This is a genomic window from Xanthomonas sontii (genome assembly GCF_040529055.1).
Lineage (GTDB): Bacteria > Pseudomonadota > Gammaproteobacteria > Xanthomonadales > Xanthomonadaceae > Xanthomonas_A > Xanthomonas_A sontii.
The window spans coordinates 3,865,264-3,889,240 of the sequence record NZ_CP132342.1 but is presented as its reverse complement, the minus strand read 5'-3'; the positions used below and the strand labels follow the sequence as shown (position 1 = coordinate 3,889,240).

The 23,977-nt window shown below is 70.1% G+C and carries 17 protein-coding genes; 10 read left to right on the top strand and 7 right to left on the bottom strand.

Annotated elements, in window-relative coordinates; genetic code table 11:
* Positions 1-23: 23 nt before the first annotated feature.
* The 6 genes from RAB70_RS16360 to RAB70_RS16335 all read right to left on the bottom strand — a co-directional run bounded on the left by RAB70_RS16360 (position 24) and on the right by RAB70_RS16335 (position 11,477).
* Complete coding sequence (locus RAB70_RS16360; protein ID WP_148829993.1) at positions 24-2,018, bottom strand: methyl-accepting chemotaxis protein; 1,995 nt, start codon at positions 2,016-2,018, stop codon at positions 24-26.
* Between the two features lie 59 nt (positions 2,019-2,077).
* Entirely contained in the window at positions 2,078-4,216 is a 2,139-nt protein-coding gene (locus RAB70_RS16355; protein ID WP_148829992.1) for a methyl-accepting chemotaxis protein, read from the bottom strand.
* Between the two features lie 57 nt (positions 4,217-4,273).
* Positions 4,274-6,358, bottom strand: coding sequence for a chemotaxis protein CheA (locus RAB70_RS16350; protein ID WP_148829991.1), 2,085 nt, complete (start codon positions 6,356-6,358; stop codon positions 4,274-4,276).
* A 13-nt stretch (positions 6,359-6,371) separates the two neighbouring features.
* On the bottom strand, positions 6,372-6,692 hold the full coding sequence (locus tag RAB70_RS16345) for a lipid asymmetry maintenance protein MlaB (RefSeq protein WP_017908422.1): 321 nt from the start codon (positions 6,690-6,692) through the stop codon (positions 6,372-6,374).
* Between the two features lie 446 nt (positions 6,693-7,138).
* A complete protein-coding gene (gene mfd, locus RAB70_RS16340) occupies positions 7,139-10,819 on the bottom strand; it encodes a transcription-repair coupling factor (RefSeq protein ID WP_265529651.1) in 3,681 nt (1,226 codons plus the stop codon).
* Between the two features lie 115 nt (positions 10,820-10,934).
* Positions 10,935-11,477, bottom strand: coding sequence for a GNAT family N-acetyltransferase (locus RAB70_RS16335; RefSeq protein WP_148830429.1), 543 nt, complete (start codon positions 11,475-11,477; stop codon positions 10,935-10,937).
* A gap of 132 nt (positions 11,478-11,609) precedes the next feature.
* On the opposite strand from RAB70_RS16335, the gene RAB70_RS16330 reads away from it, so the two are divergent.
* Positions 11,610-12,575, top strand: a complete 966-nt coding sequence (locus RAB70_RS16330; RefSeq protein ID WP_148830430.1) for a YwqG family protein — start codon at positions 11,610-11,612, stop codon at positions 12,573-12,575.
* Positions 12,576-12,602: 27 nt separating this feature from the next.
* On the opposite strand, the gene RAB70_RS16325 is transcribed toward RAB70_RS16330, so the two are convergent.
* On the bottom strand, positions 12,603-13,460 hold the full coding sequence (locus RAB70_RS16325; RefSeq protein WP_148830431.1) for a 23S rRNA (adenine(2030)-N(6))-methyltransferase RlmJ: 858 nt from the start codon (positions 13,458-13,460) through the stop codon (positions 12,603-12,605).
* 241 nt (positions 13,461-13,701) lie between these two features.
* On the opposite strand from RAB70_RS16325, the gene RAB70_RS16320 reads away from it, so the two are divergent.
* The 9 genes from RAB70_RS16320 to RAB70_RS16280 all read left to right on the top strand — a co-directional run bounded on the left by RAB70_RS16320 (position 13,702) and on the right by RAB70_RS16280 (position 23,759).
* A complete protein-coding gene (locus RAB70_RS16320) occupies positions 13,702-15,642 on the top strand; it encodes a diguanylate cyclase (RefSeq protein WP_265529648.1) in 1,941 nt (646 codons plus the stop codon).
* 91 nt (positions 15,643-15,733) lie between these two features.
* The gene (gene creB, locus RAB70_RS16315) at positions 15,734-16,444 is read left to right on the top strand and encodes a two-component system response regulator CreB (RefSeq protein ID WP_170268201.1); all 711 of its coding nucleotides are present in this window, start codon (positions 15,734-15,736) and stop codon (positions 16,442-16,444) included.
* A 1-nt stretch (position 16,445) separates the two neighbouring features.
* A complete protein-coding gene (gene creC / locus RAB70_RS16310) occupies positions 16,446-17,894 on the top strand; it encodes a two-component system sensor histidine kinase CreC (protein WP_148830548.1) in 1,449 nt (482 codons plus the stop codon).
* A gap of 226 nt (positions 17,895-18,120) precedes the next feature.
* Positions 18,121-19,440: a cell envelope integrity protein CreD gene (gene creD / locus RAB70_RS16305; protein ID WP_150410342.1), complete on the top strand. Its 1,320-nt coding sequence runs from the start codon at positions 18,121-18,123 to the stop codon at positions 19,438-19,440.
* A gap of 21 nt (positions 19,441-19,461) precedes the next feature.
* The gene (locus tag RAB70_RS16300) at positions 19,462-19,899 is read left to right on the top strand and encodes a hypothetical protein (protein ID WP_148829023.1); all 438 of its coding nucleotides are present in this window, start codon (positions 19,462-19,464) and stop codon (positions 19,897-19,899) included.
* A gap of 303 nt (positions 19,900-20,202) precedes the next feature.
* Positions 20,203-20,808, top strand: a complete 606-nt coding sequence (locus RAB70_RS16295) for a GNAT family N-acetyltransferase (RefSeq protein WP_043095668.1) — start codon at positions 20,203-20,205, stop codon at positions 20,806-20,808.
* Entirely contained in the window at positions 20,805-21,689 is an 885-nt protein-coding gene (locus tag RAB70_RS16290) for a carbon-nitrogen hydrolase family protein (RefSeq protein ID WP_148829024.1), read from the top strand. Before RAB70_RS16295 ends, RAB70_RS16290 begins: the two co-directional genes overlap by 4 nt.
* A 158-nt stretch (positions 21,690-21,847) precedes the next feature.
* Complete coding sequence (gene gltX / locus RAB70_RS16285; RefSeq protein ID WP_043095666.1) at positions 21,848-23,254, top strand: glutamate--tRNA ligase; 1,407 nt, start codon at positions 21,848-21,850, stop codon at positions 23,252-23,254.
* Positions 23,255-23,270: 16 nt separating this feature from the next.
* Entirely contained in the window at positions 23,271-23,759 is a 489-nt protein-coding gene (locus tag RAB70_RS16280) for a transcriptional repressor (RefSeq protein ID WP_017907264.1), read from the top strand.
* The last annotated feature ends 218 nt before the right edge of the window (positions 23,760-23,977 follow it).

Below are 23,977 nucleotides of genomic sequence, written 5' to 3'. Positions count from 1 at the left end.
ATGTGATGTCGTGAAAGTGGATGTCAGAACGTATCGAAATGGGCTTCGTCCGGCCCCGACACCAGTGCCAGGCCGACCTCGCCGAACCCACGCTTGCGCGTCGGCGCCGCCCTGCGGGACGGACCGGCGGTGACTGTCTTCGGACGCCGCGGCGCCACGACCTGGTTGGTACGGAAGAAACTCATCAACTGCTGCAACTGCTCGGCCTGCCCGCTCATTTCCTCGGCCGTGGCGGCCAGCTCCTCGGAGTTGGCTGCGGCCTGCTGGGTGGTCTGGTTGAGCTGGCCGACCGCGGCGTTGATCTGGCCGACGCCGGAGGTCTGTTCCTCGGAGGCGGCGGTGATCTCCTGCACCAGGTCGGAGGTGCGGCGGATCGACGGCACCATCTGCTCCAGCAGCTTGCCGGCGTTCTCGGCCAACTCCACGCTGGACTCGGCGACCTGGCCGATTTCCTGCGCGGCCACCTGGCTGCGCTCGGCCAGCTTGCGCACTTCCGCGGCGACGACCGCAAAGCCCTTGCCGTGCTCGCCGGCGCGCGCGGCCTCGATCGCCGCGTTCAGCGCCAGCAGGTTGGTCTGGTAGGCGATGTCGTCGATGATGCCGATCTTCTGCGCGATCTGCTTCATCGCGGTCACCGTCGAGCGCACCGCATCGCCGCCTTCGTTGGCTTCGCGTGCGGCCTTGGCGGCCATGCCGTCGGTGATCTTGGCGTTTTCGGTGTTCTGCGAGATCGACGCGGTCATCTGCTCCAGCGAGGCGCTGGTCTCTTCGACGCCGGCGGCCTGTTCGCTGGCCGCCTGGCTCAGCGACTGCGCCGTGGCGCTGACCTGCTCGGATGCGCTGGCCAGGGCGTCGGCGTTGATGTTGACCTCGCCGACCACCTGCGCCAGGCGCGCGACGGTGGCATTGATGCTGTCGCACAGTTCCTTCAGCTGGCCCTGGCACTGCACGTCCGCCAGCCGCGTCAGGTCGCCGGCCTCGATCGCCTTGAGCACGGCGCGGGCTTCGTTCAGCGGGCCGATCACCGTGTCCAGGGTCAGGTTGACGCCGTCGACGATGCGGCGGAAGTCGCCATGGTGCAGGCTGCCGTCGGCACGCACGTCCAGACGGCCGGCCGCGGCGGCGTCGACCAGCAGGCTGGTGTCGCGGATCAGCGCGCGCAGGTTGGAACGCACCTGCTCGATCGTGTCGTTGATGAACGCCTTCTTGCCCGGGAGGGCTTCCAACGGCGCGTCGAAGTTGCCGCGGCCAAATTCGGCGATGCAGGCCATCGCCTTCTTCTTGGTGGCGATGTGGTCGCCGACCATGCGGTTGATGCCGTCGGCCATGCTGCGGAAATCGCCTTCGAAACGGTGGCTCTCGATCAGCACGTCGATGTCGCCGGCGTCGTGCTGCGCGGACATGTGCTTCATCTGCGCGATCAGCCCCTGCATGTTGCGCCGCACCTGCTCGATGATCTCGTTGATGAAGACCTTCTTGCCCGGCAGCGTCTCCAGCGGCGCATCGAAATTGCCGCGACCGAACTCGGCGACGCAGGCCAACGCTTTCTTCTTGGTAGCGATGTGATCGCCGACCATGCGGTTGACGCCTTCGGCGATGACCTTGAACTCGCCCTCGAAGCGATGGCTCTCGATCACCACGTCGATGTCGCCGGCATCGTGCTCGCGCGACATGCGCACGATCTCGTCGTTGATCTGACGCATGCCGGTCTGCACCTGGCGCAGTGCCAGCAGCACCTCGCAGGCCTGGTCGTTGCGCACCGTCGGCATCACCACCTCGAAGTTGCCGGTGGCGAAGCGCGCCAGGGTGGTGGTGGCGATCCGCAGCGAGCGGGTGATGGCGTGGACGGTAAAGGCCAGTACCGCGGCGGCGAGCACGGTGGCGCCGATGCCCAGCGCCAGGGTCTGCCCGGCGGGCAGGCCGAGGGCGAACCCGCACACGGCGGCGGCCAATGGCAGCACGATGGCGATGGCCGAGCCGCTCCACAGCTTGGATGACAGCGAAAGGGAGTTGGACATGCCGTGGTACCTGTGCGGGATAGAGAGGCACCGGCCTGCCGGGCCGGTGCGGAGATGGATCAGAACGAGACGAACGCGGCTTCTTCCAGGCGTGCGGCCTGCGCCGTGGCGGCAGGCCCGCCGAAGCTGCGCGCGCGTGGCCCGCGTTGCATCGGCGTCGGCAGCCGCCGCGGCTGCGGGGCCGGTGCCGGGGTGGGCGTGGCGCCGGTGGTGAAGAAGCTCATGAGTGTTTGCAACTGTTCGGCCTGGCTGCTTACTTCTTCGGCCGTGGCGGCCAATTCTTCAGCGTTGGCAGCGGATTGCTGTGTTGTCTGACTGAGCTGCACCACGGCGGTGTTGATCTGGCCGACGCCGGAGCTCTGCTCTTCGGAGGCGGCGGTGATCTCCTGCACCAGGTCGGAGGTGCGGCGGATCGACGGTTCCATCTCGCCGAGCAGGCGCCCGGCGGTCTCGGCCAGGTTCACGCTGGTGCTGGCGACGTCGCCGATCTCGTGCGCGGCGACTTGGCTGCGCTCGGCCAGCTTGCGTACCTCGGCGGCGACCACCGCGAAGCCCTTGCCGTGCTCGCCGGCGCGCGCGGCCTCGATCGCCGCGTTCAGCGCCAACAGGTTGGTCTGGTAGGCGATGTCGTCGATGATGCCGATCTTGCGTGCGATCTCCTTCATCGCCGAGACGGTGGCGCGGACCGCCTCGCCGCTTTCGGCGGCCTCGCGCGAGGCCTTGGCGGCCATGCCGTCGGTGATCTTGGCGTTCTCCGCGTTCTGCGCGATGGAGCCGGTCATCTGCTCCAGCGAGGCGCTGGTCTCCTCCACGCCGGCGGCTTGCTCGCTGGCCGCCTGGCTCAGCGACTGCGCGGTGGAGGACAGTTCCTCGGCGGCGCTGGCCAGGGTCACGGCGTTGCCGTTGACCTCGTTGACGATGCTGGTGAGCTTGTCGATGGTGGCGTTGACGTAGCGCTGCATGTCGGCGAAGGCACCCTCGTAGTGGCCCTGCACCTGGCGGCTGAGGTCGCCCTCGGCCATCGCGCCCATCACCTTGATCACGTCGCCGACACTGCGCAGGTTGCCGCGGGTCTGTTCGATGATCTCGTTGATGAAGGCCTTCTTGCCCGGCAACTGCGGCATCGGCGCGTCGAAATTGCCGCGGCCGAACTCGGCGACCACGCCCAGCGCCTGCTTCTTGACCGCGATGTGCGCGGCGACCATGCGGTTGATGGCCTTGCCGATCGCGCAGAATTCCCCGTCCAGATGGGTGCAGTCGATCTGCACGTCGATGTCGCCCTTGTCGTGCTCGTCGGACATGCGCGCGATCTCGCCGATCAGGCGCTTGAAGTTGCCGCGCACCTGCTCGATGGTCTCGTTGATGAAGGCCTTCTTGCCCGGCAGCGGCGGCATGGTCGCGTCGAAGTTGCCGCGGCCGAACTCGGCGACCACGCCCATCGCCTGCTTCTTGACCGCGATGTGGCCGCCGACCATGCGGTTGATGCCGTCGGCCATGCTGCGGAAGTCGCCCTGGAAGTGCGCGCTGTCGATGCTGGCGTCGATCTCGCCGGCATCGTGCTCCTCGGCGACGCGGCGCATTTCGGCGATCAGGCCGAGCATGTTGCGCCGCACCTGCTCGATGGTGTCGTTGATGTAGGCCTTCTTGTCCGGGAACGCGGCCAGCGGCGCGGCGAAGTTGCCGCGGCCGAACTCGCCCACGCAATCGATCGCCTGCTTGCAGACGCCGATGTGGGCGCCGACCAGTTGGTTGATGTCGCCGGCCACGGCCCGATAGGCGCCGCTGGACTGCGCGGCATCCAGCATCACGTCGCAGTCGCCGGCGGCGTGCGCGCGGGTCATGTGCGCGACGTCGGCCTGCAACTGCCGCAGCGGCCGCTGCGCGGCGAGCAGGGCCTGGCCGATCTCGCTGCCGCCGGCGGTCGCGTCCACGCGCTCCAGTTCGCCCTGCGCCAGCGCCTGCAGACCGGTGCGGGCCAGGTCCAGTTCGCGCTGCGCGGCAGCGGACGTTTGCTGTGCCGAACGCACGCTGCCGCCCAGCACCAGGCCGGCGACCAGCGTGGCCACGGCGACCAGAGTCCATGCGAGGCCGCTGGCCAGCGGCAGCGCCAGCGCGGCGACAGAGGCGGCGGCGGGCAGTGCGACGGCGACGACCGCGGCCGTCGGCAGGGTGGTAAGGGGCGTCCGGTTCTGGGACATGACGGCGATTCCTGGTTGATGGCGTGACGTAGGAACGACGGCAGGCGATGCGACGGTTCAGGCCGCCAGCGATTCGGTGCCGGGTTGCAACTGGCCGATGAGCGACGGCACGTCCAGGATCAGGGCGACCCCGCCGCTGCCGAGGATGCTGGAGCCGCTGATGCCCTTGACCTGGGCGAAGACCTTGGAGAGCGGCTTGATCACGGTCTGCCACTCGCCCAGCAGGGTGTCGACCACCAGGCCGAACCGCTGCGAGCCCTGGCGGATCACCACGATGCTCTCGCGCGCCGGCGGCGCGCCGGCGATGGCGAACAGCGAGCGCAGGCGCACGTAGGGCAGCACGTTGCCGCGCAGGTCGATGTACTCGCTCTGGTAGTTCGGTGCGAACTCCACGCATTCCTCGACCACGTCCAGCGGCACCACGAACACCGACTTGCCGACCCCGACCTGGAAGCCGTTGATGATCGCCAGGGTCAGCGGCAGCCGCACCGAGATGGTGGTGCCGACGTCCTGCTGGCTGCTGATGTCGACGCTGCCGCGCAGCGCGGCGATGTTGCGCTTGACCACGTCCATGCCGACGCCGCGGCCGGACAGGTTGGTGACCTTCTCGGCGGTGGAGAAGCCCGGCTCGAAGATCAGCGCGAACACCTCGCGGTCGGAGAGCTGGCGGCCGGGTTCGATCAGGCCGCGCTCCAGCGCCTTGGCCAGGATCCGGTCGCGGTTGAGGCCGCCGCCGTCGTCGCTGATCTGGATGACGATGCTGCCGGAATCGTGGAAGGCGTTGAGGCGCACCGTACCGCGCACCGGCTTGCCGCGCGCCTGGCGCACCTCGGCCGGTTCGATGCCGTGATCCATGGCGTTGCGCACCAGGTGGGTCAGCGGATCGGCGATCTTCTCCACCACCGACTTGTCCAGCTCGGTGTCCTCGCCATTGACCACCAGCGCGATGTCCTTGCCCAGTTCGCGGGCCACGTCGTGGACCACGCGGTGGAAGCGGCTGAAGGTGCCGCCGATCTTGACCATGCGCAGTTGCAGCGCGCTTTCGCGCACCTCTTCGACCAGGCCGGCGAGGATCGAGGTGGATTCCAGCAACTGCGCATCGCCGGTGCGCTGCGCGTTGGCGCCGGTGCTGGCGACCGCGATGATCAGCTCGCCGACCAGGTCGATCATGCGGTCGAGCTTGTCGGCGTCGACGCGGATCGAGCCGCCTTCGCCGCGTGCGCCGGCGGCCTTGGCGGGGCCGGCATTGGCGGCGGGGGCCGCTGCCGCGGCCGGCGCATTGGGCATGGCCGGTGCGGCTGCAGCCGGCGCGGCCTCCGGTGTGGCGGCACTCTCGAAACCGGCGAAGTCGTCGGCGCTGGCCTGGCTGCCGGCCTCGGCCACCAGCAGCGGCAGATCCAGGTTGGCGGCGTCGCCGTGCGGGTCCACCGCCAGCACCACCAGGTCGCAGTCGTCGCGCACGAATTCGAAGATGTCCTCGATCGCGGCCTGCTGCGCGTCGCTGCGCAGCAGGATGTCGAAGCCCAGGTAGCAGGCCTCCGGATCCAGTTCCGGCAATGCCGGGACGCGCTCGTGACGGGTGCGCACCGCTTCCAGGCTGCCGAGGCTGCGCAGGCACCGGATCAGGTGCAGCGGCGAGTTGCCGAAGCGCAGCGCATCGGTGAACAACTGCAGCGAGATCCGCCAGTAGCCGGTCTGCGCCGGCGCCGCGGGCGTTGCGGTGGCGCTGGCCTTGGCGGCCGGCGCGGCAGCAGGGTGCAGGTAGGTCTGCAGGCGTTCCAGCAGCGGCGCACCCTCGGTGGCCAGCGTGACTTCGTCCGCCTCGGCGCCGGCGGCCGCTTCCACCAGGGTGCGGATGTGGTCGCAGCAGGCCAGCATCAGTTGGATCAGTTCCGAATCCAGCGCGACGGCCTGCTCGCGCACCAGGTCCAGCACGCTCTCCACCACATGGGTGAAGCCGACCAGTTGCGCCAGATCGAACAGGCCGCCGGAGCCCTTGATGGTATGGGCGGCGCGGAAGATCGCGTTGACCGCGTCGGGACCGGCTTCGCCGCGCTCGGCTTCCAGCAGGTTGCGTTCCATGTCCTCGAGCAGGTCGCGGCTCTCGGCGATGAAGGTCTGCAGCAATTGATCCATGTTCATGTCGTGCTGCCGATTAGTGAAGAGTGTCGTCGCCGACGCGCTCGAACGCGTCGCCCAGGCCGAGCAGGTCCAGCGCGTCGCCGACCGCCTTGGTGCAGCCCTCGAGCTGGAATGGCCGTCCCAGCGCGCGCAGCGCGGCCTGGGTGGCCAGCAGCAGTTGCACGCCGGTGGCGTCGATGTCGTTCACCGCCTGCACCTGCAGGCGCAGGCCGCCGGGATGCTCCAGCGCGGGCAGCAGCAGCGGCTTCAGTTCGGCCGCATGGCGGATGGTCATGTCGCCGTCCACGATCAACTGCAGCGGCGGATCCTGTTCGTCGGGGGGCGTCGAGCGCATGGCGGGTCTCCGGCAGTGGCGAGTGGAAAGCCGGCGCCACGCCGTGAAGGGCGTGTGCAGGCCTGGGTACCAGCGATATCGGCGCGGACGGGAAATATTTAGGAATATTTAGCCCGCGTGAAGCATTTGTCTCGCAAGCCGCACGCGAGCCTGAGTGGTTCAGACCGGTGCCAGGACGCGGATCCCATAACCGCGCCGATGCGGTCGGTCCCTACGTTTCTGCATGCGCCGTGCCAGTCGCGGCAACGGGGAAGGCGTCAAAAAGCCGCGCCATCCGTGCGACGTGGCGGCGGTCTTCACGTGAAGACCGCTGCAGGCCAGGGAACACAGCGGCGCGAGCGCCCATACGCCACCGAACGTTGTGGCGGTCGGGGCGGGGCAGGGGTGTGGGGTCGCGGCAGCCGGCCGCGTGCGGGAGCCGACGCGGGCGGACGCGCCCGCGTCGCTCAGCGTGGCGACAGCGCGGTCAGCAGGCCGCGCGCGGCATTGAAGCGGTCGGCCGCTTCCGGCAGCGGCAGCTTGAGCTTCAGCTTGTCCGGGCCATCCATCGCATACAGCTTGGGCTGCTTCTGGATCATCTGGATGATGGTCATCGGATCCACGTTGGGCTTGGCCTCGAACACCAGGCGCCCGCCGTGCTCGCCCAGTTCCAGCTTGCGGATGCCCAGCACGTTGGCCTGCAGCTTCAGTTCGGCGATCGCGAACAGGTGCTTCACCGGATCCGGCAGCAGGCCGAAGCGGTCGATCATCTCCACCTGCAGTTCGCGCAGGCCGTCGCTGTCGCGGGCGCTGGAAATGCGCTTGTACAGGGTCAGGCGGGTATGCACGTCGGGCAGGTAGTCGTCGGGGATCAGCGCGGGCACATGCAGTTCCACCTCGGCGCCGCGCGCTTCCTCGCCGGCGTCCAGGTCCGGCAGCTTGCCCTGGCGGATGCTGCGCACCGCGCGTTCCAGCAGTTCGGTGTACAGGCTGAAGCCGACCTCGGCCATCTGCCCGCTCTGGTCCTCGCCCAGCAGTTCGCCGGCGCCGCGGATCTCCAGATCGTGGGTGGCCAGGGTGAAGCCGGCGCCCAGTTCGTCCATCGAGGCGATGGCGTCCAGCCGCTTCTGCGCATCGGGGGTGATGCTGCGCCGGTCCGGCACCAGCAGATAGGCGTAGGCGCGGTGATGCGAGCGGCCGACGCGGCCGCGCAACTGGTGCAACTGCGCCAGGCCGAAGCGGTCGGCGCGGTTGATGACGATGGTGTTGGCGTTGGGGATGTCGATGCCCGATTCGATGATCGTGGTCGACAGCAGCACGTTGAAGCGCTGCTTCTGGAAATCCAGCATCACCTTTTCCAGCTCGCGCTCGGGCATCTGCCCGTGGGCGATGCCGATGCGCGCCTCCGGCACCAGCTCGCTCAGCTCGCGCTGCATGCGGCCGATGCTCTCCACGTCGTTGTGCAGGAAGTACAGCTGGCCGCCGCGCGCCAGTTCGCGCTGGAAGGCTTCGCGCAACAGCGCGTTGTCCCACTGGGTGACGAAGGTCTGCACCGCTAGCCGGTTCGGCGGCGGCGTGGCGATGATCGACAGGTCGCGCAGGCCGGCCATGGCCATGTTCAAGGTGCGCGGAATCGGCGTGGCGGTGAGGGTCAGCAGGTGCACGTTGGCGCGCAGCGCCTTCAGCGCTTCCTTCTGGCGCACGCCGAAGCGTTGCTCTTCGTCGACGATGACCATGCCCAGGTCCTTGAACTTCACGTCCGGCTGCAGCAGGCGATGGGTGCCGACGATCACATCGATGCTGCCGGCGGCGACCTTCTCCAGCTCGGCCTTGATCTCCTTGCTGCTCTTGAAGCGCGACAGCACCTCGACCTTGAGCGGGTAGTCGGCGAAGCGGTCGCGGAAGTTGCGGTAGTGCTGTTCGGCCAGCAGCGTGGTCGGCACCAGCACCGCCACCTGCTTGCCGGCGCTGGCCGCGGCGAAGGCCGCGCGCACCGCGACCTCGGTCTTGCCGAAGCCGACGTCGCCGCAGACCACGCGGTCCATCGGCTGGCTGCTGGCCAGGTCGCGCAGGGTGGCGTCGATCGCGGCCAGCTGATCCGGGGTTTCCTCGAACGGGAAGCCGGCGGCGAACGGCTCGTACATCGCCCGGTCCACCTGCAGCGCCAGTCCGGCACGGGCCTGGCGGCGCGCCTGGATCTCCAGCAGCTCCGCGGCTACGTCGCGCACCTTCTCGGCGACCTTGCGCTTGGCCTTGGTCCATTGTTCGCCGCCCAGCGAATGCAGCGGCGCGGTCTCGGCCGAGGCGCCGGAGTAGCGGCTGATCAGATGCAGCTGCGCGACCGGCACGTACAGCCGGTCGCCCTTGGCGTATTCGATTTCCAGGAACTCGCCGGGCATGCCGCCGGCATCGAGCACGATCAGCCCGCGGTAGCGGCCGACGCCGTGGTCCTCGTGCACGATCGGCGCGCCCTCGGACAGCTCGCCGAGGTCGCGGATGATCGCTTCCGGCTCGCGCCCCACACGCCGGCTGCGCCGCGGTTGGCTGGCACGCTCGGGGAACAACTGGCGCTCGGTCAGCACCGCGATCCGCGGCGCCTCCAGCGCGAAGCCGTCGTCGAGCGGCGCAACCGCAATGGCGAAGCGTGCACCGATCTCGCCGGAGTCGAGCCCCTCTCCCTCCGGGAGAGGGGTTGGGGTGAGGGTACGACCGCTAGTGGAGTTCGTCTGCGCAACCGTGGAACTTGCCGAAGCACCCGCCTTAGCACCCTCCTTCTTCGTTCCCGACCGCGCAGACGCCGCACCCTCATCCGGCGCTTCGCGCCACCTTCTCCCGGTGGGAGAAGGAACAAATGCCGCGAAATTCGGCAGCACCTCCGGCTTCAACTCCGCGGCCGCCAATACTTCCAGCAGCGCCTCGCGGCGGCCGGGCGAATCGGCGGCGATCAGTACCCGGCCCGGGTAGTGATCGAGGAAGCTCTTCAGCGCCGCGCCCGGCGCGGCGTCCTTGGCTGCCACCGGCAGCGGCGGCAGCGGCTGGTCGCCCAGCGCCTGTGCCTCGTCGATGCGCGGGTGGTCGGCGGCCCACACGTCGATGCGCGGCAGCCCGTTGAGGCGCTCGCGCAGCGCGTCCGGCGCCTGGTACAGCTCCTCCGGCGCCAGCAGCGGGCGCTCCACGTCGTGGCGGCGCTGCTCGTAGCGGGCCTGGGTCTGCGCCCAGAACGCATCGGCCGCGGCGCCCACGCCCGGGGCGATCAGCGGCAGCACGTGCTCGCCCAGATAATCGAACAAGGTGGCGGTGGCCTCGCGTGCGCCGCTGCTGCGGGTGTCCTGGAAGAACAGCGGCAGGTAGTACTCGATGCCCGACGGCGCCAGCCCGGCCTTCAGGTCCTGGTACAGCGCACTGCGCCGGGTGTCCACGTCGAAGCGTTCGCGCAGCGCGGTCAATACCCGCTCCACGCTGACGTCGTCCATCGGCACTTCGCGCCCGGGCAGCATGCGCACCGCCTGCACATGGTCCAGCGAGCGCTGCGATTCCGGGTCGAAGGCGCGGATCGAATCGATGTCCTCGTCCAGCAGTTCGATCCGCAGCGGTGCGTCGGTGCCCATCGGATACACGTCGAGCAGGCCGCCGCGCACGGCGAAGTCGCCCGGGTCCATCACCTGCGGCACGTTGCGGTATCCCGCGCTTTCCAGTCGCCGCTTCTCCGCATCCAGGTCCAGGCGCTGGCCCACGCGCAGGTCGAAACTGCCGCCGACGATGTAGCGCAGCGGCGCCACCCGCTGCATCAGCGTCTGCACCGGTACCACCACGATGCCCTGGGTCAGCGTCGGCAGCCGGTGCAGCGCGGCCAGGCGCTGGCTGACGATGTCCGGGTGCGGACTGAACTGGTCGTAGGGCAGGGTTTCCCAGTCCGGGAACGGCACCACCGGCAGGCTGGGATCGTCGCCGAGCAGGCTGTGCAGGTCGGCTTCGAGCTGGTGCGCGCTCTGGTTGTCGCGGGCGACCACCAGCAACGGCCCGCGGTGCGCGGACGCGGCGCAGGCGATGTGCCAGGCCAGGGCGGTGGAGGACGCGGGGGCGCGCCAGTGCGCGCGGAGCTGGCCGGACTTGGGCAGCGGCGGAACGGGGAAGGGAAGGGGCGGCATGGACCAACTAGTTTAGCAAGGTCGGGACCCGGGGCCCGGGACCGGGGACACGTAAGAGCAGGAGCTGAAGCTGCCTGCGGAGCTCTGGCTTTTCCGGGTCCCGGGTCCCGAGTTTTCAGCTGCCCAGTTCCAGCACCACCCGCACCAGGTCCGGATTGTCCGGATGCGGCATGCGCTGGAAACCCAGCGACTCGGCCAGCTGCAACATCGGCACGTTGCGTTCGAGCACATCGCCGTAGAGCCGGTCCAGGTACTTGCGGCGTGCCCACTTGACCAGCTTGCGCATCAATTGCCGGCCCAGGCCCTGGCCGGAGACGAAGCTGCTGACCAGGATCGCGTACTGCGCCTCGCGGGTGCCGGGGGTGATCACGGCGCGCGCCACCGCGCCGACCACGGCTTCGCCCGGCGGCAGCGGCTCGGCCGCGACCAGGATCAGTTCCGACTTCGGATTGGGATGGGTGAGGCGTTGCGCCATGTCCTCGGTCAGTTCCTGCGTCGAATGCAGGAAGCGCTCGCGGATCTCGGTCGGCCCGAGCAGGCCGAAGGCACCTTGCAGCGGCGCGCTGTCCTCCGGCCGGATGGGACGGATCAGCAGTTCGCGCCCACTGGGCAGGGTGAAGGTTTCATGCCACGGAGGCATGCGGTTGCGGGTAGCCATGGCCGTATGATCCTCGACGAAGCCTGGATTCTCGCATTACCAAAACCTTACGCCCGTGAACGCAGCGTCCTGCCGATGTGCCGTTCGGGTGGTCTTGCTAGAGTGGCGCTTCGTTCAAGGGAATGCGCGACGATGAAGACATCGCATGCCGTGGCCGTCTCCGCGGCGATCGGGCTGGGCCTGGCCACGCTGCTGGTGGGGCTGCTGGTGGGCGGTGGCAGGTGGCTGCTGCGCGTGCAGCACCACGACACGCCGACCGCCACCACCGCCGCTCCAGTCGCCGATGCGGAGCAACTGGCGACGCGGGCATTGGCCCCATACCAGGCGCGGCTGCAGGCCACGCGCCGGCCGGTGGTGCAACTGCAACTGCGGCCGATGGCGCAGGACGATCGCATGGCCAGCAAGGTCGGCGGGCGCCCCTATTGGACTGGCGACAAGCCGTATCCGCATGCGGCCGATGGCCAGCCGCTGGCGTTGCTGGCACAGATCGACCTGGCGCGGATGCCGCCGCTGCCCGGCTACCCGCGCCAGGGCATGCTGCAGTTCTTCATCGGCGGCGACGACGACTTCTACGGGGCCAACTTCGGTGGTGCGCGCAGCGACCTGGCCGCGCTGAGCGAACAACGCAATTTCCGCGTGGTGTACTGGCCGCAGCCGAAGGCGTCGGCGCGGCAGGCCGAGGTGCCGTTGCCGGCGGCCGACACGTTGCCGTTCGATCCGGCGCGGCCGCGGGCGATGCGGTTCGACGCCGGCGAGGAAACCATCGGCAGCAGCGATGTGCGCTTCGAGCAGGTGCTGGGCAAACCACTGGAGGAGGTGGCCGCCGCCTACGCCAGGCGCCACGCGGTGTCGCAGGATGCGGTGGACGACGCGCTGTTCGATGCGCTGAGCCGTGGCGGCAACAAGCTCGGCGGCTACCCGGAGTTCACCCAGCAAGACCCGCGTACCCTGCAGGACAAGCAGGTCCTGCTGCTGCAGTTGGACAGCGACGAGGAGATGATGTGGGGCGACAGCGGCGTCGCCAATTTCTTCATCAATCCGGACGACCTGCGGCGCGGCGATTTCAGCCGCGTCGCCTACAACTGGGATTGCTTCTGAGCGCGCACGTGCGCCGCCCCGCGTACCTCATGCTTCGCGCTTGAGCCACTCCAGGCGCGTGCTGGCACCGGCTTCGCCCAGGTGCGCCTTCAGCGGCGGTAGCGCCTGCGCCAGCGCCTGCTCGAACTGCCAGGGCGGATTGAGCAGCAACATGCCGCTGCCGTTGAGCCGCAGCGGCGAATCGTCCGGGCGCACCTGCAGTTCGGCGACCAGCGCCGAGGCCACCGGCAGGGCCGCGGCCTTGCGGAAGAACGGCTGCAGGCTGCGCCGCTGCTTGATCGGATACCACACCGCGCACACCGCCTGTGGCCAGCGGCTCAGCGTTTCGCGCAGCGCGGCCACGATCAGCGGGTACTCGGCGTCCTGCGCTTCGTAGGGCGGATCGATCAGCACCAGCCCGCGGCCGATCCGGTTGGTCCCGGACTTCGGCGGCAGGAACGCCTTGATCGCCGCATAGCCATCGCCGGCATGCACCTGCACGCGGCGGTCGTGGGCGAACAACGCCCTGAGTTCGGCGGCCTCCTCGGGCTGCAGCTCGCAGGCGGCCAGCCGGTCCTGCGCGCGCAGCGCCTGCGCCACCAGCAGCGGCGAACCAGGGTAGGCGACCAGGGCACCGACCGGATTGTCGGCCTGCACCGCGCGCAGGTAGCGCTCCACCACGTCGGGCAGGGTCGGCTGGCCCATCAACCGCAGCACGCCGGCGGCGGCCTCGCCGGTCTTGCGCGCCTCGTTGGCCGCGAACAGATAGCGGCCGCGCCCGGCGTGGGTATCGAGCACGAAGAACGGGCTGTCCTTGCGCTTGAACGCATCGAGCAGCGCCAGCAGCACGATGTGCTTGAGGACATCGGCATGGTTGCCGGCGTGGAAGGCGTGGCGGTAATTCATCCGCGCAGTGTACGGGGCGCCACGCCGGCCGGCCACGCCTGCCGAGGTGCCGGGCAGGGCGGGTCCGCGGCCGCGGTACACTAGCCGGGCGACCGCTGGCGGCCGCACGGCGCCTGCCGGGCATGAGGCCGGAAGGTGTGGACGATGGGCCTGTGCATCCGGGCGCAGGCGTCGTCGGAGCGTTCGGGTGCGCAGTGCCGATACCGCGTGGGCGGCCGGCGGGTCCACGGTTCGCATGCGCATGTCTTCTCCCCTGTTGCTCGGTGTCCTGGCGTTGGCGCTGCCGTTCGCCGCCTGCGGCGCCTCCCGTGCCGAAGCCGCGCTCCCGGGCGCAGCGCAGGCTGCGGCGTTCGATGCGCTGATCGAGGATGTCGGTGCGCACGGCAAGGACATGGCCGCCGACGAGCAGGCCTACCGCGTCGCGCATGCGCGCCTGCAGGCGCTGCTGCCCGCCGGCGACCCGGTGCGGCGGGCGCGCCTGGACGCCTTCGACTGCCAGCATTTTCCGCAGGGCCCGGCCGCGGCGGTGGAGCAGGCGCGGCGCGGCGAGCGCGGCGCGATCGCGCGCGCCCATGTGCAGGTCCGCCTGGAGTACCTGCTGTGCGAGACCTATGCGCTGTACAACGACGGCCAGCGCCCGGCCTATCTGCGGCCCGCCACCACGATCCTGGCGCTGACCGGTGCGCAGCGGTTCCCGCGCCTGCGCGCGGCGGCCCTGCGCATGCGCGCCTTCGCCGAGCGCGATGCCGGCCACTACGCACAGTCGCTGCGTACCTTGCAGGAACTTCGCCGGCTCGACGAACAGCGCGATGGCGGCTGGGTCGCACTGCTGACCCTGATCGGCATCGCCGACGCCTACCTGGACATGGGCCTGCCGGACCTGTCGCACCAGGTTGTCGCCGAGGTCCTGCAGCGGGCCAGGCAGGGCGATGGCGGCTACATGCAGGCGCTGGCGGTGGAGCGCGAAGGCGCCATCGCCGAGCAACGCGGCGATCTGCCGGCGGCGCTGGCTGCCTATCTGCGCGCAGCGGAACTGCATGGCCGGCATCCGCAGGAAGGCTCGCAGGCGTCGCTGTTGCTGCGCGCGGCCCGGGTCAACGCGTTGCTGGGCAACCTGCCGCAGGCGCGGGCGCAGCGGCAGCAGGCCGAGGCGCAACTGGTCGCGATGGGCGCCACGCGGCTGATGCGCGCGCGCCGCGATTACGTCGATGCGCTGATCGCCGAGCGCAGTGGCGATGCGCGGGCCGCGCTGGCGCTGGCCGAACAGGCCGAGCAGGGCTACCGCGCCAACGGCGACCTGCGCAGCCTCAGCGACGTGCTGGACCTCAAGGCCACCGCCTTGCGCGCGCTGGGCGCCTGGCGGCAGGCACTGGATGCGCGCGAGGCGCAGATGCGCGTGCAGCAGGAACTGGACACGCGCATGCAGCGCGAGCAATCGCAGTTCCTGATCGCCGAATCGGAAAGCCGCGAGCGCGACCTGGCGGCGCTGCAACTGGCGCAGAAGGCGGAAACCCAGCGTAACCGGCTGCAGGCGATGGAGCGCGAGGCGACCCTGCGGCGCGCGTTGCTGGGCGCGGCGCTGCTGTTGCTGGCGGTGCTCGTCGGGGTGTTGTTCCTGACCCTCGGGCGCCTGCGCGGCGCCCGCCGCGAAGTGCGGATCGACAGCCTTACCGGCGTCGCCTCGCGGCGCCAGGTCCTGGGCGAACTGGACACCGCGCTGGCGGCGTTGCCGCGCGGCGGACGCATGCCGCTGTCGGTGCTGGCGCTGGACGTGGACCACTTCAAGCGGATCAACGACGAGCACGGCCATGCGGCGGGCGACCAGGTGCTGCGGCTGGTCGCCACGACCCTGCGGCAGAGCCTGCGCAGGAACGACAGCTTCGGCCGGACCGGCGGCGAGGAATTCCTGGCGCTGCTGCCCGGCGCCGCCTGCGCCGAGGCACGGGAGCTGGCCGGGCTGCTGCGCGAGGTGCTGGAGCGGCAGTCGTTCGACGCGATCGTGCCGGGCCTGCGCCTGACTGTCAGCATCGGCGTCGCCGAGGCCGGCGCCGGCGAGAGCAGCCAGGCGCTGCTGGCGCGCGCCGATGCGGCGCTGTACCGGGCCAAGCACGGCGGCCGCAACCGGGTGGAACTGGCGTCGGCGCCGGGCGCGGCCAACGCGCGCGGCGGCAGCGACAGCTGACGCGCCGCAGGTGCGTGTCGGGTTTCGTGCCGATCCACGAGCGGTGCCGCGGAATGGCCGGACGGACTGCCGCGGCACCCGCGCGACGGCTATGCTGCGCGCCATGTCCACGCCTGCCGCCGCCTGTGTCCTCGTGGTCGAGGACGAATCCGCCATCGCCGATACCGTGCTGTACGCGCTGCGCAGCGAGGGCTACCAGGTGCGCCACTGCCAGCTCGGGCGCGAGGCGCTGGCGCAGTTGCGCGAGGGCGGCATCGACGTGGTGGTGCTGGACGTCGGCCTGCCGGATCTGAGCGGGTTCGAGGTGTGCCGCACGCTGCGCGGTTTCAGCCAGGTGCCGGTGCTGTTCCTGACCGCGCGCAACGAGGAGATCGATCGCGTGCTCGGCCTGGAACTTGGCGCCGACGACTACGTGGCCAAGCCGTTCTCGCCGCGCGAACTGGTCGCGCGGGTGCGGGCGCGGCTGCGGCGCCCCGCGGCGGTCGTCGGCGATGCCGAGGCCGGCTGGCAGCAGCACGGCGATTTCGCCATCGACCGCGACGGCCGCCGCATCCGCTGGCGCGGTGCGGTGCTGGACCTGACCCGCTACGAGTACGCGTTGCTGGCAGCGCTGCTGCGGCGGCCCGGCGCCATCCTCAGTCGCGCGCAACTGATGGACCGCGGCTGGGACAGCAGCGCCGACAGCGCCGACCGCACCGTCGACACCCATATCAAGACCCTGCGCGCCAAGCTGCGCGCGGCCGGCGCCACCGACGATCCGATCCGCACCCACCGCGGCCTCGGCTACGCGCTGGAGGCCTGAGGTGCGGCTGGGGCTGAAGCTGTTCCTGGGCTTCTTCCTGATCGTCGGCGTGGCCGCCTTCTTCGTGATGCGGGTGTTCGTCAACGAGGTCAAGCCGGGCGTGCGCCAGGCGATGGAATCGACCCTGGTGGACGCGGCCAATGTGCTGGCGCAGATGGCCGCGCAGGATCTCAAGGACGGGCGCATCGCCAGCGGCCGTTTCGCCCGCGACCTGGCCGCGGCGCAGCGGCGCGATCCGCGCGCGATGGTCTGGCGCTTTCCCAAGCACAGCGTCGACTACCGCGTCACCCTCACCGATGCGGCGGGCATCGTGGTGTTCGATTCGCGCGGACAGGACATCGGCCGCGACAACTCGCGCTGGAACGACGTGTACCGCACCCTGCGCGGCGAGTACGGCGCCCGCTCCAGCCCCGAGGCCGACGGCGACCCCAACCACACGGTGATGCACGTGGCCGCGCCGGTCTACGATCCGGCCGAGCCGCAGCGGCTGATCGGCGTGCTGACCCTGTCCCAGCCCAACCGCAGCATCGAGCCGTTCATCGTCGCCAGCCAGCGCAGCATCCTGCTGCGCGGCGCCTGGCTGATCGGCATCTCCGCGCTGATCGGGATCCTGATGACCTGGGGCCTGCTGCGCGGCATCGGCCGGCTCAACCGCTATGCGCAGGCGGTCAGTGCCGGTGCGCCGGTGCCGCCGCCGCCGCCGCGCCGCGATGAGATCGGCGATCTCGGCCGTGCGCTGGAGACCATGCGCCGCAAGCTGGAGGGCAAGCAGTACGTCGAGCAGTACGTGCAGTCGCTGACCCACGAGATGAAGAGCCCGCTGGCCGCGATCCGGGGCGCGGCGGAACTGCTGCAGGAGCCGCTGCCGGAACCGGAGCGGCAGCGCTTCGTGCGCAACATCGCCGAGCAGCAGCAGCGCCTCACCGAGACCATCGACAAGCTGCTGGCGCTGGCCGAGGTGGAGCAGCACGGCTGGCTGCAGCGGCGCGAACCGGTGGCGCTGGCGCCGCTGTGCGCGGACCTGGCCGAAGCGCTGGCGCCGCAACTGCAGGCGCGCGGTCTGCAGCTGCAGCTGCAGGTGCAGGCGCCGGATCCGACCCTGGTGGTGTCGGGCGATCCCTACCTGCTGCGTCAGGCGCTGCACAACCTGCTCGACAACGCCATCGCCTTTTCGCCGGAGGGCGCGGTCATCGTGCTGCGTGCCGAACGCGGCGCCGACGCGCGCGTGCTGCTGACGGTGGAGGACGCCGGCCCGGGCGTTCCCGACTACGCGCTGGAGCGGGTGTTCGAGCGCTTCTACTCGCTGGCGCGCCCGGCCACCGGCCAGCGCAGCTCCGGCCTCGGCCTGCCGTTCGTGCGCGAGGTGGCGCGCCTGCACGGCGGCGACGCCAGCCTGCGCAACTGCGACGGCGGCGGCGCGGTGGCCTGCCTGGCGTTGCCGCTGGCCTGAGCCGGATCGATTCGCGCGAGAGCGCGTGAAGCGGGGTGCCGGGGCTGCCGCGTCGGGACTGAAGTCCCTCCCACAGTGGGGGCGCACACCGCGTCGCAAGTACGCCGGCTTTCCATTCCCCATTCCCCATTCCCCATTCCCCGCACTTCACACCCACTTCAAATTCGCCTCAAACCCCGCCCACGCAGCGGCCGCATGCTGGCCCCCTCCCAACCGAGAGGCCGCCATGAAATCCCTGAAGCTGCTGTTGCGATTCGCCACCATCGGCGGATTGATCCTGTTGTTGCTGATCCCGCTGCTGATGATTCGCGGCACCGTGCAGGACCGCCAGCACTACCGCGACGAGGCGGTGGAACGGGTGTCGCAGAGCAAGGCCGGCGAACAGCGCCTGCTCGGCCCGTTGCGGGTGATCCCGTGGACCCAGGAACGCGACGTCGCGGTCCTCGACGCCGACGGCAAGCGGGTGACCAAACGCGAGACCGAGACCGGCTACGTGCTGCAGGCGCCGCGGCGGCTGCAGGTCGAAGGCGAACTGAAGCCCGCGCAGCGCCACATCGGCCTGTTCAAGGTGCAGGTGTACAGCTGGCATGCGCGGCTCAAGGCCGAGTTCGATGATCTCGACTATGCCGCTGTCGATCGCCGCCAGTACGGCACGCCGTATCTGGCGATCGGCCTGCAGGACGTGCGCGGCCTGGTCGGCACGCCGAATCTGCGCGCCGACGGCCGCGCGCTGCCGCTGCAGCCGGGCTCGGAAGGGCTGTCCAACATCTCCAAGGGCGTGCACGCGGTGTTGCCGGCATTGCGCGATACGCAGCAGGGCCGGCTGACCGACCTGCACGACGTGCAGATGGAATTCGTGCTCGACGGCACCCAGGCGCTGTCGATCGTGCCGGTCGGCGACGACAACCAGATCGCGCTGAACTCGCCGTGGCCGCATCCGCTGTTCGGCGGCCGCTTCCTGCCCAACGAGCGCCGCATCACCGCGCAGGGGTTCCAGGCGAGCTGGGCGCTGTCGTCGCTGGCGACCGGCGCGCAGGCGCAGCTGGCCTCCGGCGGACAGGATCTCGACGCCTTGCGCGTGGACCTGGTCGACCCTGTGGACGTGTATACCCAGGCCGAGCGTGCCAGCAAGTACGGTCTGCTGTTCGTGGTGCTGACCTTCGTCGCCTTCGGCCTGTTCGAGCTGATCAAGCGCCTGCCGATCCATCCGCTGCAGTACCTGCTGGTGGGCCTGGCGCTGGCGATCTTCTTCCTGCTGCTGCTCAGCCTGTCCGAGCACATCCCGTTCTGGCAGGCGTATCTGGTCTCGGCGGTGGCCTGCATCGGGCTGCAGTTCTTCTACCTGTCCGGGGTCTTGCGCAGCCGCCTGCGCGCGGCCGGCTTCGCCAGCATGCTCACCGTGCTGTACGGCGCGCTGTACGGCCTGCTGGCCTCGGAAGACAACGCCTTGCTGATGGGGTCGCTGCTGCTGTTCGGCATCCTCGGCGCGATCATGTGGATCACCCGCCGGATCGACTGGTACGAACTCGGCGCGTCGCTGCGCTGAGCCGTCGGGGGAGAACCGGACATGGTCGCGCATCGTCATCGTCATCTGCATCGGCGTCTGCAGGCGCTGCTGCCGCCCGCCCTGGAGACCCATGGCCTGCATCCCGGCAACCTGCCGGGGGCGCTCGCGCGCAGCGCGCAGGCCGCGCTGGTCACCGCCGCCGACCGCGGCGGAGCCCTGTGGCTGCGTTTGAGCGAACGCAGCCGCGCCGCCCTGGCCGGCGACGCGGTGGCGTTCCTGGCCGGCGCGCTGCAGGCGCGTGCGGCCTTGCCGGGCGATGCCGCGCCGTGGCGCTACTGCCCCTGGCGCGCGGTGCGCCGCGATCCTGCCTGGGCGATGGACGTGGAGCGGTGCGGGGACACGCCTGCGCCGGGGTTCGTGACCTGGGAAGCGGAAGGCCGCGCGCGCTTGCTGGTGCTGCCGGCACAGGCCGCGCTGCTGTGCCGCTGGTGGCGCTGAGGCAGGGCAGCCGCATCGATCGCCGCCACGGCGGGCGGATCGGTCGGATGGTCAGCGGCCATTGACGGCAGAAACACCGACGGTGGCTGGACGGATGCCGCCACGGGTCACAGGACGGGCAGGGACGCCCACGCAGGGACGCTGCAAGGGCGCACGCAAGCGCATCGCCCAGGCAGCTAGCGCAAGGAGGCGCTTGCGTCACAGGACGGGCAGGACGCCCGCGCAAGGACGCGGCAAGGAGGCACATGCAAGGGCATCGCCAGGCAGGCAGCGCCAGGGAAACGCTTGCGGTAGAGTGCACGGATGCACTCTCCGCTCTCCATTCAGCGCCTGCGCGGCGCCGGGATCGTGCCGTTCCTGGACGCGGTCGCGCAGCTGCGCATCGTGGTGTTCCGCGACTGGCCGTACCTCTACGACGGCGACCTCGGCTACGAACGCGAGTACCTGGCCGCCTATGCGGCGTCGCCCGACAGCGTGTTCGTGCTGGCGCGCGACGGCGAGCAGGTGGTCGGGGCCTCCACCGGGCTGCCGCTGGTCGACGACACCGAGGCGTTCGCCGCGGCCTTCGCCGGCAGCGGCATCGACCCGGCCGAGGTGTTCTATTTCGGCGAGTCGGTGCTGTTGCCGCAGTACCGCGGGCGCGGCGCCGGCCATGCCTTCTTCGACGAGCGCGAGGCGCATGCGCGCGCGCTCGGTCGCTTCCGCCTGACCGCGTTCTGTTCGGTGGAGCGGGCGCCCGACGACCCGCGGCGGCCGCCGGAGTACCGTGGCAACGACGTGTTCTGGCGCAAGCGCGGCTATCAGCCGCAGGCCGCCTTGCGCATGCACCTGCCGTGGAACGAGGTCGACCGCGGCGAAACGCCGCATACCCTGGGTTTCTGGACCCGCGCGCTGGAGCCTGCCGCATGAAAGTCGCCGTCGCCAAGTATCCGATCGGCGCGCCCGCCGACTTCACCGCCTTCGCCGACAAGCAGGCCGCCTTGCTCGGCGAAGCCGCGCGCGCCGGCGCGCAACTGGCGGTGCTGCCCGAGTACCTGTCGCTGGAACTGGCCGCGACCTTCGGCGCCGAGGTGTCGGCGCGGCTGCCGGCCTCGCTGGCCGCGATCCAGGCACTGCATGCGCAGTACCTGGCCTTGTTCGCCGACCTGGCGCGGCGTCATCGCCTGCACGTGGTCGCCGGCAGCTTCCTGCTCGACGACGGGCAGGGGCGCTACCGCAACCGCGCCTACTGGTTCACCCCCGACGGTGGCCACGGCTGGCAGGACAAGCTGCAACTGACCGGCTTCGAGAAGGCCACCGGCCTGATCGACGGCGGCGAGGCGCTGAAGGTGTTCGAGGCCGAGGGCGTGCGCGCCGGCGTAGCGGTGTGCTACGACAGCGAGTTCCCGCTGCCGGTGCGTGCCCAGTACGAGGCCGGCGCGCGGCTGCTGGTGGTACCCAGTTGCACCGACACCGAGGCCGGCGCCACCCGCGTGCGCGTGGGCTGCCTGGCGCGGGCGCTGGAGAACCGCATCTTCGTGGCCCAGTCGGTGACCGCCGGCGTCGCCGAGTGGAGCCCGGCGCTGGACGTGAACACCGGCGAGGCCACGCTGTACGCGCCGATGGACGCCGGCTTCCCTGCCGACGGCATCGTCGCGCAGACCCATGGCGAGCAGGTCTGGGCGATCGCCGAGCTGGACTTCGCCGCGTTCGAGGCCAGCCGCGCCAGTGCGCAAGTGGCCAACGACCGCGATTGGCGCGGGCAATTGGCACCGGCCTTGGTGCGCGCGGAACTGAGCGGGTTCGCGTAGGGCAGGATTTTGCGCCGTCGGCAGTCCGCCCTGGCGTGGCAGGTCCTGTCCCTGGGCAAAATGCTGCTCGTACCAATCCCGAATCCCCAATCCCGCGCGCCGGCAGGCGCCTGCTCGGCAGGGTAAAATCGCCCGATTCCCGTCGTTTCGAGCGTTCCATGGCCTGCCGCACCCGTTTCGCCCCCAGTCCCACCGGTTACCTGCACATCGGCGGCGCGCGCACCGCGCTGTACTGCTGGCTGGAGGCGCGCCACCGCGGCGGCGAATTCGTGCTGCGGATCGAGGACACCGACCGCGAGCGCAGCACCCAGGCGGCGATCGACGCGATCCTGGAGGCGATGGAGTGGCTGGGCCTGGATTACGACGAAGGCCCGATCTACCAGACCCGGCGCCTGGATCGCTACCGCGAGGTCGCCGAGCAGTTGCTGGCGCAGGGCCAGGCCTACTACGCCTACGAGACCCGCGAGGAACTGGACGCCATGCGCGAAGCGGCGATGGCGCGGCATGAAAAGCCGCGTTACAACGGCGCCGCGCGCGAGCTGAACCTGCCGTACCGCGACGATCCCAACCGGGTGATCCGCTTCAAGAACCCGACCGAGGGCGTGGTGGCGTTCGACGACCTGATCAAGGGCCGCATCGAGATCGCCAACAGCGAACTGGACGACATGGTGATCTTCCGTCCCGACGGCTACCCCACCTACAACTTCGCGGTGGTGGTGGACGACTGGGACATGGGCATCACCGAGGTGATTCGCGGCGACGACCACATCAACAACACCCCGCGGCAGATCAACATCTACCAGGCGCTGGGCGCGCCGGTGCCGAAGTTCGCGCACATGCCGATGATCCTCGACGAGCAGGGCGCCAAGCTGTCCAAGCGCACCGGCGCGGCCGACGTGATGCAGTACAAGGACGCCGGCTACCTGCCGCACGCGCTGATCAACTACCTGGCGCGGCTGGGCTGGTCGCACGGCGACCAGGAGCTGTTCGGGCGCCAGGAGCTGATCGACCTGTTCGACGTCAAGGACGTCAATTCCAAGGCCGCGCGCCTGGACATGGCCAAGCTCGGCTGGGTCAATCAGCACTACCTCAAGAGCGACGACCCGGCGACGATCGCGCCGCAGCTGGAGTTCCAGTTGCGCAAGCTCGGCATCGACCCGGCCGCCGGCCCGGCTGCGGCCGAGGTGGTGGTGGCGCTGCGCGAGCGCGTGCAGACGCTCAAGGAAATGGCCGAGAAGGCCGAGGTCTGGTATCGCCCGCTGACACGCTACGACGACGCGGCGGTGGCCAAGCATTTCAAGCCGGGCGCCGAACTGGCGCTGGGCAAGGCCCGCGAGCTGCTGGCCGCGCTGCCGCAGTGGAGCCTGGATGGCGTCGCCGCCGCGCTGCACGATACCGCCGCCGCCCTGGAGATCGGCATGGGCAAGGTGGCGCAGCCGCTGCGCGTGGCCATCACCGGCACCCAGGTCAGCCCGGACATCTCGCAGACCGTGTACCTGGCCGGTCGCGAGGAGGCCTTGAAACGCATCGACGCCGCGCTCATCAAGATCCCAGCGGGAAGCTGATTCCCGGGAGACCGCCATGTCCAGCAAGAAGACCGCCTGCACCGAGCCGCACCACCACGTCCACGACGCTGCCGACTTCGTCAAGGTGGTGGAGCGGGTGAGCCGCGAGCGCGGTCTGCGCCTGACCCCGATCCGCGCCAACGTGCTGCGGCTGATCGCCGAGGCCGGGCGCCCGGTCAAGGCCTACGACCTGCTGGAATGGGTGCGCGAAGGCAAGGGCGTGGGCGCCGACGCGCCGCCCACGGTGTACCGCGCGCTGGATTTCCTGATGGCCAACGGCTTCGTGCACAAGCTCGAGTCGGTCAACGCCTTCGTCGCCTGCCACCATCCGAGCAGTGCCCAGCATTCGGTGCCGTTCCTGATCTGCGACCGCTGCCACAGCGCGGTGGAGCTGGAGGACCGCGACGTGGTCAGCCAACTGGAGCAGCGCGCCAAGGCCCTGGGCTTCCAGCCGCAGGCACAGACCCTGGAAGTGCACGGGCTGTGCGCGAAGTGCGCGGGCTGAACTCCGTGCCGACATTGCGATACGTTGCAGGCCTGCGGGACATGGCATCCGATTGATCTGAGCCTGGCTGAATAGCTGTCGGCAATGCCTGCTATCACCGCAACGCGGGCACGTCCTGTCCGCCGTGACGTGTGGCGGTAGCGTGCTACACGCGTTCCGGTGCGGCGTTGCCGCGCTGGAAATCGGAGCGACGGCGAAGCGGAGCCCCGCAGCGAGTG